The organism is Helicobacter pylori, from assembly GCA_008032955.1.
Lineage (GTDB): Bacteria > Campylobacterota > Campylobacteria > Campylobacterales > Helicobacteraceae > Helicobacter > Helicobacter pylori_DC.
Window position 1 is genome coordinate 1,254,804 of record CP032046.1, and the last position, 15,157, is coordinate 1,269,960.

Below are 15,157 nucleotides of genomic sequence, written 5' to 3' on the forward strand. Positions count from 1 at the left end.
GGAATGATTATGCAAGAGATTTTTTTATGTTCTATTTCCAATGTGCGCAGTGGGGATTGCAAGGAAGATTGCGCTTATTGCACGCAAAGCTCACACCATCAAGGATCGATCAAGCGCTATAAATTCAAAGATGAAAAAGTGGTTTTACAAGAGGCTAGAGCGTTAAGGGAATTAGGGGCTTTAGGGTTTTGTTTGGTTACTTCAGGGCGCGAATTAGACGATGAAAAATGCGAATACATCGCTAAATTAGCTAAAGCCATCAACAAAGAAGAATTGGGCTTGCATTTAATCGCATGCTGCGGGCGTGCGGATTTAGATCAACTGGAGTTTTTAAGAGATGCGGGCATTCATAGCTATAACCACAATTTAGAGACTTCGCAAAATTTCTTCCCTAAGATTTGTTCCACGCACACATGGGAAGAAAGGTTTATCACATGCGAAAACGCTTTAAGAGCAGGGTTAGGCTTGTGCAGTGGGGGATTTTTGGGCTTAATGAGAGTTGGGAAGATCGGATTGAAATGCTTAGAGCCTTAGCTTCGCTCTCCCCGCACACCACGCCGATTAATTTTTTCATTAAAAACCCGGTATTACCCATTGATGCAGAAACTTTAAGCGCGGATGAAGCCCTAGAATGCGTGCTTTTGGCTAAAGAGTTTTTGCCTAACGCTAGGCTTATGGTGGCTGGGGGGCGTGAAGTGGTGTTTAAAGATAATGACAAAAAGGAAGCCAAGCTTTTTGAATACGGCATTAATGCGGTGGTGTTAGGGGATTATTTAACCACCAAAGGCAAAGCCCCTAAAAAAGATATAGAAAAACTGCTCTCTTATGGTTTGACAATGGCGACAAGCTGTCATTAATGAGAGAACTTTTTAAAAGCGTTAGAGGGTTTTTACGCCTTCTTAGAATGATTTTCCCCACGCACTTTCAAAACGCCTTTTTGGGCTTGAGCGAATTGTTTTACTACGCTTCTAGCTTGAGTTTTTATACGATTTTGTCTTTATCGCCTATTTTGTTGTTTGTGTTTAGTCTTTTTGTGTCTCATTATTTGCAAGCGCACAGCGGTGAAATGGAAGCCTTGATTTTCCCTAACGCCCCTAAACTCATTGGCGCGATTAAGGATTTTTTAGAAAATTTTAAAAAAACAGACATGACTTTAGGCACGCTTGAAGAGGTGTCTATTGTGGTGGCGTTGGTGCTTTTTTGTGAAAACTACCGCTCCATCGCATCAAAAATTTTTGATGCAAAGCCTAGAGATTATGCGCATTTTAAGGGTAAAGAAATCTTTTTATTTTGGGGTTTTGGCACGACTTTAGTGTTTTTATTCGCTCTGCCTTTGGTGGTGTTTTTTGATATTAAGATCCAAGTGTTTTTTGAAGATAAAGATTCAAGTTTGTTGCATGTTTTAAGATGGATAGGCACTTACGCGTTTTTTTTGATCCTTTTTACCATTCCCACGAATAAGGTGTTTAAACATTATTTTTGGGTGTTTTTATGGGTGTTTTTTACGAGCGTTTCTTGGCATGTGTTAAAATGGGCTTTCACTTATTATGTGTTGTATAATCGCACTTACCATGAGCTTTATGGGAGCGTTTCTATTTTGTGGTTTTTGATGAGCTGGGTGTATGTGAGCTGGCTTGTGATTTTAATTGGCATGTATGGGTGCAAGGTGTGTGATGCATTCGATCCTAAAGAAGTGTTTAAGAAATTTTTAGGCTTTTTTAAAAAAGAAACTTGATGAAAAAGTTTTCTTTTAGATCGGTTCTAAAAATCTAAAAACACATAAAACCATTTAAACACACACTCCACACCCCCCCAAAAAAACCTAAACTAAAAAATTTAAAAACAAAAGAAATAAAAAAGCAACAGAAAAATAAAGCACTAAAATATAATCAATAATAAAATTAAATAAAAAGCAAGATTGAAAAACATTTCCCTATCCCTGCACCGACCTACATTCCCACTCTTGAAAAGAGCAGTATTATCAGCGATGAAGAGCTTGACTTCCAGGTTCGGAATGGTTAACTGGGTAGTTCCTCTTCTCTAAAGGCACAAGGAAAAGGGAGCTAAAGATAAAACACATTTACCCTTAACTCCCCTTTCTCTTTATAGGGAGCTGTTTTTTAACAAAGAAGATCGTTAATAGCCTTTAACTTTAAACCATTGAGATGGTATCTCATTCCTCATTAAAGTTCAATCCTATAAAAGTCTTTATAAAACTCCAACTCTCTTACACTCAGTAAGGCAGTGGTAACTTATTCGCGCTCTATTGTCGTTATCTTATACAAAAAGCAAAAAACAAGCCAAACGCTCTATTAGTAGTAGTCAGCTAAACGCATTACTGCACTTACACATCTACCCTATCAAGCACATAGTCTTTGTGCGAGCTTCAGGGAAAGTTCATCTTGGAGTTGGCTTCCTGCTTAGATGCTTTCAGCAGTTATCACATCCGTGTGTAGCTACCCAGCGATGCTCTTGGCAGAACAACTGGTGCACCAGTGACACGTCCATCCCGGTCCTCTCGTACTAGGGACAGCTCTCCTCAACTTTCCTACGCCCACGGCAGATAGGGACCGAACTGTCTCACGACGTTCTGAACCCAGCTCGCGTACCGCTTTAAATGGCGAACAGCCATACCCTTGGGACCTGCTCCAGCCCCAGGATGCGATGAGCCGACATCGAGGTGCCAAACCTCCCCGTCGATGTGAGCTCTTGGGGGAGATCAGCCTGTTATCCCCGGGGTACCTTTTATCCTTTGAGCGATGGCCCTTCCACACAGAACCACCGGATCACTATGACCGACTTTCGTCTCTGCTTGACTTGTATGTCTTACAGTCAGGCTGGCTTGTGCCATTACACTCAACTTGCGATTTCCAACCGCAATGAGCCAACCTTTGCAAGCCTCCGTTACTTTTTAGGAGGCGACCGCCCCAGTCAAACTACCCACCAAGCATTGTCCTGCCTGTGGATAACACAGGCCAGTTAGCTAACAGAAACATCAAGGGTGGTATCTCAAGGATGGCTCCATAAGAGCCAAAGCCCTTACTTCAAAGCCTCCCACCTATCCTGCGCATGATATTCCCATTAGCAGTGCTAAGTTGTAGTAAAGGTCCACGGGGTCTTTCCGTCTTGCCGCGGGTAGGAGGAATTTTCACCTCCACTACAATTTCACTGAATCTCTGGTTGAGACAGCTCCCATCTCGTTACGCCATTCATGCAGGTCGGTATTTAACCGACAAGGAATTTCGCTACCTTAGGACCGTTATAGTTACGGCCGCCGTTTACTCGGGCTTCAATTCAACGCTTCATCTTGCGACTGACGCATCCTCTTAACCTTCGAGCACCGGGCAGGCGTCACACCTTATACTTCCTCTTACGAGTTGGCAAAGTGCTGTGTTTTTGGTAAACAGTCGGGAGGGACTCTTTGCTGAGACCACATCGCTGTGGCACACCTTATCGCGAACTTACGGTGCTAGTTTGCAGAGTTCCTTAACCAGAGTTCTTTCACGCGCCTTAGAATACTCATCTCATCTACCTGTGTCGGTTTGCGGTACGGACGACTATGGATATGCTTAGAGGCTTTTCTTGGCACGACGGTATCAGCGATTCTCCCTTTGTCCTAAAAGGACTCAAAGAGCCTGTTTGGGTTTCAAATACAGAGGTGGATTTGCCTTCCCTCCAATCTACACCCTTAGACTAGCGCTTCCATCAGCTAGCTCGCTTAACCCTATGCGTCCCCCCATCACGCTCCATAGTCGGTATTGGAATATTAACCAATTTGCCATCACCTACCCCTTTCGGACTCGGCTTAGGACCCGACTAACCCTACGATGACGACCATCGCGTAGGAAACCTTAGATTTACGGCGGATACAATTCTCATATATCTTATCGTTACTCATTCCTGCATGCTCACTTCATACCGCTCCAGCACTCCTTACCGGTATACCTTCAACGCTGGTATGAACGCTCTTCTACCACTGTGTCAAACACAATCTACAAATTCGGTGTCTATCTTAGCCCCGTTATATTTTCAGCGCATGACCACTAGACCAGTGAGCTGTTACGCTTTCTTTAAAGGATGGCTGCTTCTAAGCCAACCTCCTGGTTGTTTGAGTAGCCACACATCTTTTTCCACTCAGAATAGAACTTAGGGACCTTATTTGGTAGTCTGGGTTGTTCCCCTTTTGACGATTGATTTTATCACCCACCGCCTGACTCCCAAGATACGATAAAAGGTATTCGAAGTTTGATAGGGTTTGGTACCGCGGCGAGCAGCCCTAGCCCAATCAGAGCTCTACCCCCTTTTATTATCACTTGAGGCTATACCTAAATATATTTCGAAGAGAACCAGCTATCACTAAGTTTGTTTGGCCTTTCACCCCTATCCACAGCTCATCCCAACCCGTTTCAATGGGTACGAGTTCAGTCCTCCACGCGCTATTACACGCGTTTCAACTTGGCCATGGATAGATCACTTAGCTTCGGGTCTGCAGCATCTGACTTGATCGCCCTATTAAGACTCGCTTTCGCTACGGCTTCGCATTCGCTTAACCTTGCCAGATACCACAACTCGCAGGATCATTATGCAAAAGGCAGTCCATCACCCTGATAAATCATAGGGCTCTGAATGATTGTAAGCAGATGGTTTCAGGTTCTATTTCACTCCGCTCACTGCGGTTCTTTTCACCTTTCCCTCACGGTACTTGTTCGCTATCGCTCAAAGAGTAGTATTTAGGGTTGGAGAGTGGTCTCCCCGGCTTCAACCTGGATTTCTCGTGTCCTGGCCTACTCTGGATCCTGCTACCTAAAAACGCCTTGTCGCATACAAGGCTATCACTTTCTATGGCTTACCTTTCCAGGTAACTCTGCTAAAGCGTTCTCTTGGACGTTGCAGTCCTCAACCCCGAATGCAAGCACTCGGTTTGCCCTTTTCCCCGTTCGCTCGCCACTACTTAGGGAATCTCGTTGATTTCTTTTCCTCTAGTTACTGAGATGTTTCACTTCACTAGGTTCGCTCTCTATAATTAGAGTAACTAATATCTCTATTAGTTGGGTTGCCCCATTCGGACATCTACGCATCAAAGCTCCTTGACAGCTCCGCATAGCTTATCGCAGTCTAGTACGTCCTTCATCGCCTCTCTTTGGCAAGGCATCCGCCATCTGCTCTTAAAAGCTTGTTTTAAATTTTAAAATATCCTTTAAAACCCGCCCTTTTATAATGAATAACGACAATTGCACGAATATTCTTCAGCGCTACCACTGCCTTAATGAATATAAGACAGAGTTATTGTAGTTTTACTTTACTTTTACATAGGCTATTAACAATGTTAAATCAAATAACTTCGTTTTTCTTTAAAAACTTGCTATAATCACTCTCAAATATTAAACCCTTTAAGAAGACTAAAAATGCTTGATCCCTAATCTTTTTTAATCGCCAAGTTTAATCAGCTGGTGGGCTTTTATATTTTTATATTTTATAATTAAAGCCTTTAGCTTTTATAACTTGCTTGAGTTTGAATTAAAGAACTTTTTAAAGCTTGTCTTTAAAAACGAAATGTAATTATAGACATCTAATGCTTAAAGTTTGCTTAAAGTTTTTGGAATGTGAAAGAAAATTTAGAGTTTGAAAGAAATTTTAGAGTTTGAAAGAAATTTTAGAGTTTGAAAGAAAATTGAGAGTTGGAAAGGAATTTTAGAGTTTGGAAGGAATGGATAAAAGTTATTGGAAATGATTGGGGAGTGATTGGAATTAGGGGGTAGCAAAATAAAGCTTTAAGATAAAAACACATTATTATAAAATAAGATAAAAACACATCATCATTAAATCAAATCAAACACATCATAAAATTAAATAAAATGCATCATTAAAAAATAAAACATATCATTATAATAAGATAAAGACACATCATTATTAAATAAAACACATCGTTATAATAAGATAAAATGCATCATTAAAAAATAAAAACGCATCATTAACCATTGATTAAATACCACTAGATACAACACTCCAAGTCATCTTTTTTTCAAAAAAGGGGTAGAAATGGCATTCAATCATTCAATCATTCAATCATTCAATCATTCAATCATTCAATCATTCAATCATTCAATCATTCAATCATTCAATCATTCTGTCAAGCAATCAAGCAACGCTACCATACTTTTATCGCTTTTACCAAAACCGATTTAAAAATCCCCTATTTTTTATTATTCCCCCTTTCATTAACCCTTTTATTCCCCCTTTCATTAACCCGCACCGCAATCTTTTTAAAAAATTTGATTCCATAAGCCCCATTTTTAAACCAGTGGGGCTTACAGAGTTAAATTCAAAGGAGAAATGATGGCAAAAGTAGAAGTAGAGTTAAAAAAACTCTATCAAATTTTAGTGGATGCTGAATATTTTTATCAGGTTCCCGATTACCAACGCCCTTATGTGTGGGATAAAGATCATTTAGGGGCTTTGATTGATGATCTGGTGGGCAGCTATACCAACAATAGAGAAGATGAGTATTTTTGCGGCTCTATTGTGATCGCTGAAAATCCAAAAGATAAAAGATGGGATGTTGTGGATGGCCAACAGCGATTAACGAGTTTTATCATTCTGGCTTGCACGATTTTAAGGCTTTATAAACACAGGTTAGGGCAAAAATCTAAAGATTTTATTGAAGGGAGTATTTATGATAAATACGATAAAGAAAAAGAGCGTCTGAAGTTCTTAACCGCTCAAAATTACAACAGTATTTTTGAAAACACGGTGTTAAACAATTTAGAGTTTGAAGACAACATTAAAAAGAGCGAATTGGATAAGAAATTTGAAGAAAACACTTATTTGCGTAACGCTTATTATTTTAGAGAGCTATTGAATGAGAGCATGGAAAATGGTTCCATAAGCGATATGGATGGTTTTATCACGTGGTTTTATGAACACATTGCTTTGACTAGGATCATTTGTTTTGAGCAAGACAGCGCGATGCAAATCTTTCAAGTGTTAAACGACAGAGGCCAACCCTTAAGCCCTATTGATATTTTAAAATCCAGTTTGATGCAAGAAATCAAACAAGATAGTGAAAAGCGTAAGGATTTTATAACCACTTGGGACAAATTGGTTGAAGCTTGCAAGAGCATTGAAGGCATAGATATTGATTTGGAAGACTTTTTTAACATGTATTTAGAATACGCTGATCCTAGTTCTTCTAAAAAGAGAGCCGATAAGGGATTAAAAAAGGTGTTCAAAGACAGCAAAAAAGACGCTTGCGAGTTTATTTATGGCATTAGCGAGTTCATGAAGTCTTATACCGATTTGTTAAAAAAACAAGACCGATACATTTACTTATTAAGATACCTTCCCTCCAGATATTGGGCCAGTATTTTAACGACAGCCCTTTATGTCAAATACCCTGATTTTGACGCTTTGAAAAGGCTTTTGGTGTCTTATTATTATCAAACTTGGATTGCAGGAGGCACGATCACGCGCATCAAGCAAACGAGTATCAACATTATCAAAAATGTTAAAAGCAATAAAGACATTGAAACCATTCAAGAGCTTATACTGGATAATATAGAATCTTATAACACCTTTAACCAATACCACTATAACTTATGGGATAGTTATTCTGTTTATCCTAGCAAATGGTTACACCCTGTCTTAGCCCTAGCTAACTATTTCATGGCAGATGAAGAGAAACCCCATTTTATCGTTATGGATGCCGAAACCCAAGTGGAGCATATTTTGCCCCAAAAACCCAAAAGAGGCAGTCAATGGAACGCGGATTTTGACAAAGAAAAAAGAGAAAAATGGGTAAATAATATCGCAAATCTAACCCTTTTAAAGCGTAAAAAGAACGCAAAAGCCTTAAATGGGGATTTTGATGAAAAAAGAAAAATTTATGGTGGCAAAGACCCAAGCAAAGTGATTAGCTGTTATGACATCACTAAAGAATTGTATAGCGACTATAGGAAGTGGGACGAGAAGTCTCTCCAAAAGCGACACGACTTTTTGTATGAAATTATCACGCCTGTTTTACACATAGAGGGGCAAGAAGAGGAATATAAAGAGGAAGAAGATGATTTTGATCTAGAATGATTAAAGATTGCTAAGCATAAAAACAACAAAGGGGATAATCAATGCCCAAAAAAGAACCATTAAAGATAGCAAAGAAAAGGATTTTTAAAGACTTCTTAAAAGAAGTCAAACAACACCGCCCCATTGTTTTCTATACAGATAATGATTGTGATGGCATGTTAGCTGGCAGCGTTTTAATGTCTATGTGTTACAGATTGGGTATTAAAGATTTCTTTTTCTTTAGCCCCTTAAGGAATGCGCATGGTTATGGTTTCACTGATTTAGCCATAAATGATTTATTGTCTAAACCTTGTATCTTTAACCCTAAAACCAACCAATTAGTCCGCCTAGATTGCATTAAAAACCAATTTCAAAAAGACCCCTTATTGTTTAGCGCTGATTTGGGGGCGGATTTAGTTTCTAACATAGAATTACAAAAAATCTTATTAGAACATTTTGAACAATGCATCATCACAGACCACCATAAGAGTTTTGAAGTTGATTGGATTGATGGAAATAAAATCGCCTACATTAACCTGAATGATGAAAAAGACGCTAACTATTATAGCGGGGCTTTCACAAGCGTTTTAGTGTTTAGTCAAATCTTTCAAATACAAACCACTCCTTTAGAAGAAGAATTGATCGCTATCACGCTTTTAAGCGATCGCATTGATTTGGATAATGGGGATAATTTGGATATGGTTTTGAATTTAGCGCAACCTAAACATGACCGCATTGAATGCTTTTTCAAAGATAAAGATCTTTCTTTAGCCCAAGACGATTCAGATGAAATTTCTAACTTATACGGCTTTAATTGCATCAATTACATCAACGCTTTAAGCCGTTTGAGTGGGGCTAGAGAGTTTAAGGGTTGTTATAATAGCTATTTGCACTATCTGGTTTTAAAGCATTTCAATCCCCTAAACGATCCGCGCTTAAGCGTCTTAATGTTAAGGAATTCAAAAGATACAACGACATTAAAAAGAAAATGGTGAAAGAAAGCGAAGAAAACGCTCAAATTTTTTCTTGTAACAAAATATTAGTGGCTCTTTTAGATGAAAGCTGTTCTATTAAAGTAGGTGTTAGCGGTTTAGTGGCTAATAACTTTTTAAAAAAATACCCTTCCAATCGCTCCCTTTGTATCTATAGAGACAATAAAAACGGGTATAGCGGTAGCGCTAGAGGTGATAGGAATTTTTTAAGCCAGATTAAAACCATTCCTTTAATACAAGCTGGCGGGCATGAGGAAGCTTTTGGGTTGAGCTTTGCAAAAGAGGATTTTAAAAAAGTGATCAAAAGCTTACAAGCCTTATAAAGTCAAATAACGCTAATGATGAATTTTAAAAAAAGGACTTGACATGTTATTGGATTATGATTTTTTATTGTTATTGAATGATGAGAGCGGGAATCCAACCAGATACTACTATTTGTTACAAGATTTTGAAAAGGATTTTGTGGCTAGTAAAGTGGCTCAAAATGGAGCGAAGCGATTCGTTAAGGAGATCATTGGGAGAGAGCATCTAACTAATACAAAAAACATTGACAAATATAACTAATTTATGATAAAATAGCCACATAATTAAATTAAGGAAAGCTTGTGTATTCGCCTGCTAAGTTTGCTAGTATGATAGGTAAATCTGTTAGGACTTTACAACGATGGGATTTAGAGGGTGTTTTTGTCGCTCATCGTAATCAAAAAAATAGGCGTTTTTACACGCATGATCAATACTTAGAATATCTAGGTATTAAAGCTAGTGAAGATAAAGCAAAGATAGTGGTTTATGCTAGAGTGTCTAGCGCTAATCAAAAACAAGATTTGCAAAATCAAATTGAAGCCTTAGAAAAATTTTGTCTTGCCAATGGCTATGCGGTGAGTGAATGGTGTAATGAGATAGGGAGTGGGTTAAACTATAAGAGAAAGATTTTTAACCGAATTTTGGAAGAAATTGAAATGGGAAAAATCTCTAAATTGGTTATCGCTCATAAAGATAGGTTTGTGCGTTTTGGTTTTGAATATTTTGAAAGCTTTGCTCAAACTCATGGCTGTGAAATTATTATAATGAATCAGATCTCTTTAAGCCCTGAAGCTGAGATGACACAAGATTTATTGAGCATTATCCATTGTTTTAGTTCTAGGCTTTATGGCTTAAGAAAATACAACAAAGAAATTAAAGAACATCTTAAAAATCAAGAATGATGCTAGTTACAAGAATACTCTATGCCAAAAATATCAATAAAGGTAAGTTAAAAGCGTTAAACGAACAAGCCCAAATTTTAGGAAAATTGCGTTCTCAAATATGGCAAGAATATGGGGCTTTAAAATGTTTGAATACGAGCGATAGAAAAATTAGAGATTTATGGGTTAAGGAAAAAAGGGAATTTAAAGTTTTAGCTAACGCTTGGAAAGAGACTTTAAGAGATAGCTTCAATAACATCAAGCTCTATTTGGAAGCGGCTAAAACTTCTATTAAAAAAGACATATTCAAACACTATAAAACCAAAGAAGAGCAAAAAGAAGCCTTTATCCAATTAAAAAAAGATGAATGGCTAAAAGATCATTTTTTACACAGAAAAATGAGAAAAGCTTTCAAGCATGGTAAAAATTCTGTTTTCAATCAAATCATTGTCCGCAGCGATGACTACAAAGTTTTTGAATTGAACAATCAATGTTGGATCTCTATACCCTCTTTAATCAAAAACAAAAGGATTAAAATCCCTTTAAATACCACAATGGAATACAAACCTAGTGGCACTTTAAGACTGATTATAAAAAACAAGGTAGTGGAAGTTCATAGTTCTTATGAAAAAACAGATAATCGCACTTGTGGGAATGAAATAATAGGCATTGATAAGGGTTATAGTGAAGTCTTTGTAACAAGCACTAACGAATTTTTAGGGAAGGATTTAGGTAAAATCCTCACCCAATACAGCGACAAACTAAAAGTCAAATACCAACGAAGAAACAAGTTATTGGCGCTGATGAAAAAAGCTCAAAAAAACAATCAACTTGAAAAAGCTAATCGTATTTTTAAAAACAATCTAGGCAAAATTAAGCAAAACAAAGAAGATCATAAAGTCAAACAAAGATTAAAAACCCTTATTTACAACGCTTGCCATCAAGTAGTGGATAAGGCAAAGGTGGTTGTGTGTGAAGATTTAAAAGAAAACTTTTCAAAAAACACAAGCTATGGCAAAAACACTAACAGAAGACTCAATTCTTGGGTTAAAGGTTTAATAGCAGACGCTTTAAAAAATGTAATAGCGTGCAGAGGTTCTGCATTGCATTTAGTCAATCCTGCATACACTTCGCAATGCGATAGCTTTTGTAACAACCTTTTATTAGGGCGTCGCAAAAGCAATACTTTTTACCTATTTAATGGGGGAACTATTCAGGCTGACTATAATGCTGCTAGAAACATTTTAGCGAGATACTTTGACAAAGAAATTAAAAAGAATACACCTTTTAATGCGGTTAAAGAAATCTTACTAAAACGGACTGATAGCTATCGCTTGACTACTGTGCAAGCAAGGCTTTAGTTGCAAATGAAAAACTTCATTTATCAACAAAGTGCGAATTACTTTAATACATGGGCATTTGTCTATGTTTTAAGGAACAGAAAGCCTCTAAAACTAAAAACAGCGCCATTAAAGTTTCCAACACGAAAGCTTCTGCCATTGAGAGTAAAACGATTGGAAGCGGCGATCTTAAAAAGGTGTGTGAGAAAGTCAAAAGTGGGCTACCCTTTGGGATCATCTCAGCCTTTAAACCCTTTAAAGACGCTTTTTATAGGGATTTCAATCATAATGAGCAAAAATTACTGATAGGGGCGGCTAAAAGCGGTTGCATTCAATCTAGCGCTGACAAACTGGCTCAGTTAAAAACGCGCTTAATCTAGTGGCAGGACAAATCCGTTAAAGTGGATTGGGATAAACCCATTTGGATTAAGGACTTCTTTAAAGGCAATAATTACCTTTATAGGAGGTTTTGTTTTTTACTGGGGAAGTATTTTATAGATAGATTTTTAAAAAATAACGCTCTGATGAGGAGTATCTTAAAGAATTGGATAATGATGAGGAATTGTCTAAAAACTCCGATGAGTGGTTTTCTAGTTTGTAAAACTAACCTCCCCCCATGTGGGGTGGCTCTCTTTTTTTAATCTCTTATTTTTCTTTTTTTCTTCTCCCCCTAACCTGTCCATTTAATTTGGAAGGGCTTTAATCTTAAAACCCTATCTTTGCGCGTTATTTCGCATCCAAAAGGCGTTTTTCCTTAAAGTCTTGGTATTCTTTGATCGCATAATTCACAAAGGGCTTGATCGCAATCCCGCCCCTAGAGGCAAAATCCCCATACACTTCCAAATACTTTGGCTCTAGCAATTTGACTAAATCTAATAAAATCGTATTGATACAGCTCTCATGGAAACTCCCATGGTTTCTGTAACTGAATAAATAGAGTTTTAAAGACTTGCTTTCTACCATTTTGTCTTTAGGGATATAGCGGATGTAGATAGTGCCAAAATCCGGCTGGGAAGTGATTGGGCAAAGGCTTGTAAATTCCTTGCATTCTAGAGTGATTAGGGGGTCTAAATTGGGGTTTGGGTTAGGGAAAGCTTCTAGTAAATCGCTACTGTATTCAAAAATATAGGGCGTTTTAGCACCTAGGGATTTAAGGTTTGATTCAGGGGTCATTGATCTTTCCTTGATTTAAGTTATAATAAGGTTATTTTAACCCATTTTTAGGAAACTCATGAACCAACGCATAGAAATGATTACGGCTTTATTAGATGAAAAAAAGGCTTTTGATATTACGCACATTGATTTATCCAAAACCCCCTATTTGGTAGAAGATGTCATTATCGCCACCACGCTAGCGAACAAGCATGCCCTTTCTTTATTGGACGCGCTTAAAAACACCCTTAAGCCTTTAGGCGAAGTCTTTTACCAGATAGATGAGTCTAATGAAGAGTGGATCATTTTGGATTTAGGGGATTTGATGATCCATCTTTTCACCGAAGAATGCCGTAAAAAATTTGACTTAGAAGGGTTTTTAAACACCTACAAGAAGGAGAGCGTTCATCAAAACGCCTAAGAAACTCATCGCGCTTTTAGGGCCTAGTGGGAGCGGAAAAAGCGCTCTTTCTATTGAATTAGCCCAAGAATTGGACGCTGAAATCTTTTCTTTGGATTCTTTGAGTATTTATAAAGACATCAATATCGCTTCGGCTAAACCTAGCTTGAAAGAACGAAAAAATATCAAGCATTACGCCCTAGATTACCTTAACATTGATGAAAAAAATAACGCCCCCCTTTTTAAAACCCTTTTAGAGGACGCTATGAGGGTGTCTTCCAAAGAAATTTTACTCATTGTAGGGGGGAGCAGTTTTTATCTCAAATCCATTTTAGAAGGTTTGAGCAGCATGCCAAAAATTAGCGGTGAGGAGGCTGTAAAAATAGAGCGAGAAATTGCCACTCTCGCTAACCCTTATATATTTTTAAAATCCATTGACCCTAACATGGCTTTTAAACTCCATCCAAACGACACTTACCGCATCCATAAGGCTTTAGAAATCTTTTATGCCACCCACACGCCCCCAAGCGAGTATTTTAAAACTAACCCTAAAAAACCCTTTGAGCATGCTATCTCGTTATTCGCTCTTTCTATTGAAAAAAGCGTGCTTACAAACAACATCAAACAGCGCACCAAAAACATGCTTGATTGTGGCCTTATAGAAGAAATCAAAGCCCTTTATGCTCAATACCCTAAAGATTCACAGCCTTTTAAAGCCATAGGCGTTAAAGAGAGCATTCTTTTTTTAGAAAAACGACTCACTTTAAAGGAGCTAGAAGAAACGATTACCTCTAACACCATCCAATTAGCCAAGCGCCAAAACACTTTCAATAAAACCCAATTCAACAACCTTTACACAGGAAGCGTTGGAGAAGTTAGGCATGCGATTTTAAAACACTCAAAAAGCGATACAAAAAAGCGATAAATGGATACACAAAATTTACCCGATCAAATCATCCCTATTTTTATGAGTTTTGATAAGAATTACGCGCTAGGGGCTGGCGTAAGCCTTTATTCTTTACTTTCACATGCGAGCAGGCACACAAGCGCGATAGATTTTAGCCCCCTAAGTCAAAACAACGAGCTTTTAGGCGCTAACATCGTGTATAAAATCCATTGTTTGATTAAAGGAGTCACTTTAGAGCAGCAAAACAAGCTTTTAAAAACCCTTGAGCCTTTTAAAAAATTCGCTTCATTGGAATTCATAGACATTAACTCGCTAGACAATTCCATAGAAAGCTACCTTAATGAGTCTTGTTCCAAGCGTTATGGCGGGCTTCTTGTTTTGTGCCGGCTTTTGCTCGCTTCACTCTTCCCTAATTATTCTAAAATCATTTCTATAGATGTGGATACGGTGTTTTTGGGCGATGTTGCAAGCGCTTATTTTGCGCTAGATAATGACCCCACTAAATCACTTGGCATGGTGAGAGACACTTTTTCCCACCTTCCTTTTGAAGCCTTTTGCCATTTTATTGAGCGAACATGCAAGAATTTTAAAATTGATTTTTCACGCTTTAGCCAAAACGAATTAAAACGCATCCATCAAGGCTTTAACATGGGCTTTTTGGTAGCGAATTTAGATTTATGGCGCGAAAATGGGTTTGAAAAGATCGCTTTAGAGTTTTTGAAAACTAGGGGGAAAGACCTTTTCTACCCCGAGCAGTGTTTAATCAATATGGTGTTTTGGAAGTGCATTTTAGAATTACCTATTTATTACAATTGCTATTCTGATTCTTTCAAAGAGCACTACCCTAAAAACATCATCATGCTCCATTTCATCAAATACAAGCCGTGGCGTTCTGTGAGTTCTTTGAACGGGCGTTTGATTTGCTATGAAGCTGAAGCGAGTTTTTGGCTCGCCAACCTTTTTTGCACCCCTTTTAAAAACGATTTTTTTAAAGAACGCCTTGAAATGGCTAAAGACCAACAGATGCAATCTTTTAAAACCCACATAAGATCAAAAACGATTAAGGATTATTTTTGTTTTAGGATAAAAAATATTTTGAAAAAAGTTTTCAAACCCACTTAAAG

The 15,157-nt window shown here is 37.9% G+C and carries 8 protein-coding genes, 2 rRNA genes and 5 pseudogenes; 12 read left to right on the forward strand and 3 right to left on the reverse strand.

What is annotated here, in order from left to right; all coding sequences use genetic code 11:
• The first annotated feature begins 9 nt into the window (after nt 1-9).
• Together D2C72_06160 and D2C72_06165 are read left to right on the forward strand one after the other, a co-directional pair.
• A pseudogene (locus tag D2C72_06160) lies at nt 10-857 on the forward strand (biotin synthase).
• On the forward strand, nt 857-1,735 hold the full coding sequence (locus tag D2C72_06165; protein ID QEF43850.1) for a YihY family inner membrane protein: 879 nt from the start codon (nt 857-859) through the stop codon (nt 1,733-1,735). The pseudogene D2C72_06160 and the gene D2C72_06165 overlap by 1 nt, the downstream one beginning before the upstream one ends.
• 201 nt (nt 1,736-1,936) lie before the next feature.
• On the opposite strand, the gene rrf is transcribed toward D2C72_06165, so the two are convergent.
• Together rrf and D2C72_06175 are read right to left on the reverse strand one after the other, a co-directional pair.
• Nucleotides 1,937-2,054, reverse strand: a 5S ribosomal RNA gene (rrf, locus tag D2C72_06170).
• 237 nt (nt 2,055-2,291) lie between these two features.
• A 23S ribosomal RNA gene (locus tag D2C72_06175) occupies nt 2,292-5,180 on the reverse strand.
• 869 nt (nt 5,181-6,049) lie between these two features.
• Here D2C72_06175 and D2C72_06180 point away from each other — a divergent pair.
• The 7 genes and pseudogenes from D2C72_06180 (at nt 6,050) to D2C72_06210 (ending at nt 12,215) form a co-directional block, all read left to right on the forward strand.
• Nucleotides 6,050-6,392: pseudogene (locus D2C72_06180) on the forward strand (hypothetical protein).
• The gene (locus D2C72_06185; protein QEF43851.1) at nt 6,334-8,079 is read left to right on the forward strand and encodes a DUF262 domain-containing protein; all 1,746 of its coding nucleotides are present in this window, start codon (nt 6,334-6,336) and stop codon (nt 8,077-8,079) included. The pseudogene D2C72_06180 and the gene D2C72_06185 overlap by 59 nt, the downstream one beginning before the upstream one ends.
• Before the next feature lie 41 nt (nt 8,080-8,120).
• Nucleotides 8,121-9,373, forward strand: a pseudogene (locus tag D2C72_06190) (DHH family phosphoesterase).
• 43 nt (nt 9,374-9,416) lie between these two features.
• Nucleotides 9,417-9,596 (forward strand): annotated as a pseudogene (locus D2C72_06195) (hypothetical protein).
• Between the two features lie 59 nt (nt 9,597-9,655).
• Nucleotides 9,656-10,255 carry an IS607 family transposase gene (locus D2C72_06200; protein ID QEF43852.1) on the forward strand — a complete coding sequence of 200 codons (600 nt, stop codon included), beginning with the start codon at nt 9,656-9,658 and terminating at the stop codon, nt 10,253-10,255.
• Nucleotides 10,252-11,595 carry a transposase gene (locus D2C72_06205; GenBank protein ID QEF43853.1) on the forward strand — a complete coding sequence of 448 codons (1,344 nt, stop codon included), beginning with the start codon at nt 10,252-10,254 and terminating at the stop codon, nt 11,593-11,595. The genes D2C72_06200 and D2C72_06205 overlap by 4 nt, the downstream gene beginning before the upstream one ends.
• Before the next feature lie 77 nt (nt 11,596-11,672).
• Nucleotides 11,673-12,215: pseudogene (locus D2C72_06210) on the forward strand (hypothetical protein).
• 85 nt (nt 12,216-12,300) lie between these two features.
• Here the strand turns inward: D2C72_06210 and queF are convergent.
• Nucleotides 12,301-12,747, reverse strand: a complete 447-nt coding sequence (gene queF / locus D2C72_06215; GenBank protein ID QEF43854.1) for an NADPH-dependent 7-cyano-7-deazaguanine reductase QueF — start codon at nt 12,745-12,747, stop codon at nt 12,301-12,303.
• 58 nt (nt 12,748-12,805) lie between these two features.
• Between queF and rsfS the strand changes: the two genes are divergently transcribed.
• From rsfS to D2C72_06230, 3 genes are read left to right on the forward strand one after another with little or no spacing between them, the layout of a single operon-like run.
• Nucleotides 12,806-13,147: a ribosome silencing factor gene (gene rsfS / locus D2C72_06220; GenBank protein QEF43855.1), complete on the forward strand. Its 342-nt coding sequence runs from the start codon at nt 12,806-12,808 to the stop codon at nt 13,145-13,147.
• Between the two features lie 7 nt (nt 13,148-13,154).
• Nucleotides 13,155-14,051 (forward strand): tRNA (adenosine(37)-N6)-dimethylallyltransferase MiaA, encoded by an 897-nt coding sequence (miaA, locus tag D2C72_06225; GenBank protein ID QEF43856.1) that lies wholly within the window; start codon nt 13,155-13,157, stop codon nt 14,049-14,051.
• On the forward strand, nt 14,052-15,155 hold the full coding sequence (locus D2C72_06230; protein ID QEF43857.1) for a glycosyltransferase family 8 protein: 1,104 nt from the start codon (nt 14,052-14,054) through the stop codon (nt 15,153-15,155).
• Nucleotides 15,156-15,157 lie beyond the last annotated feature (2 nt).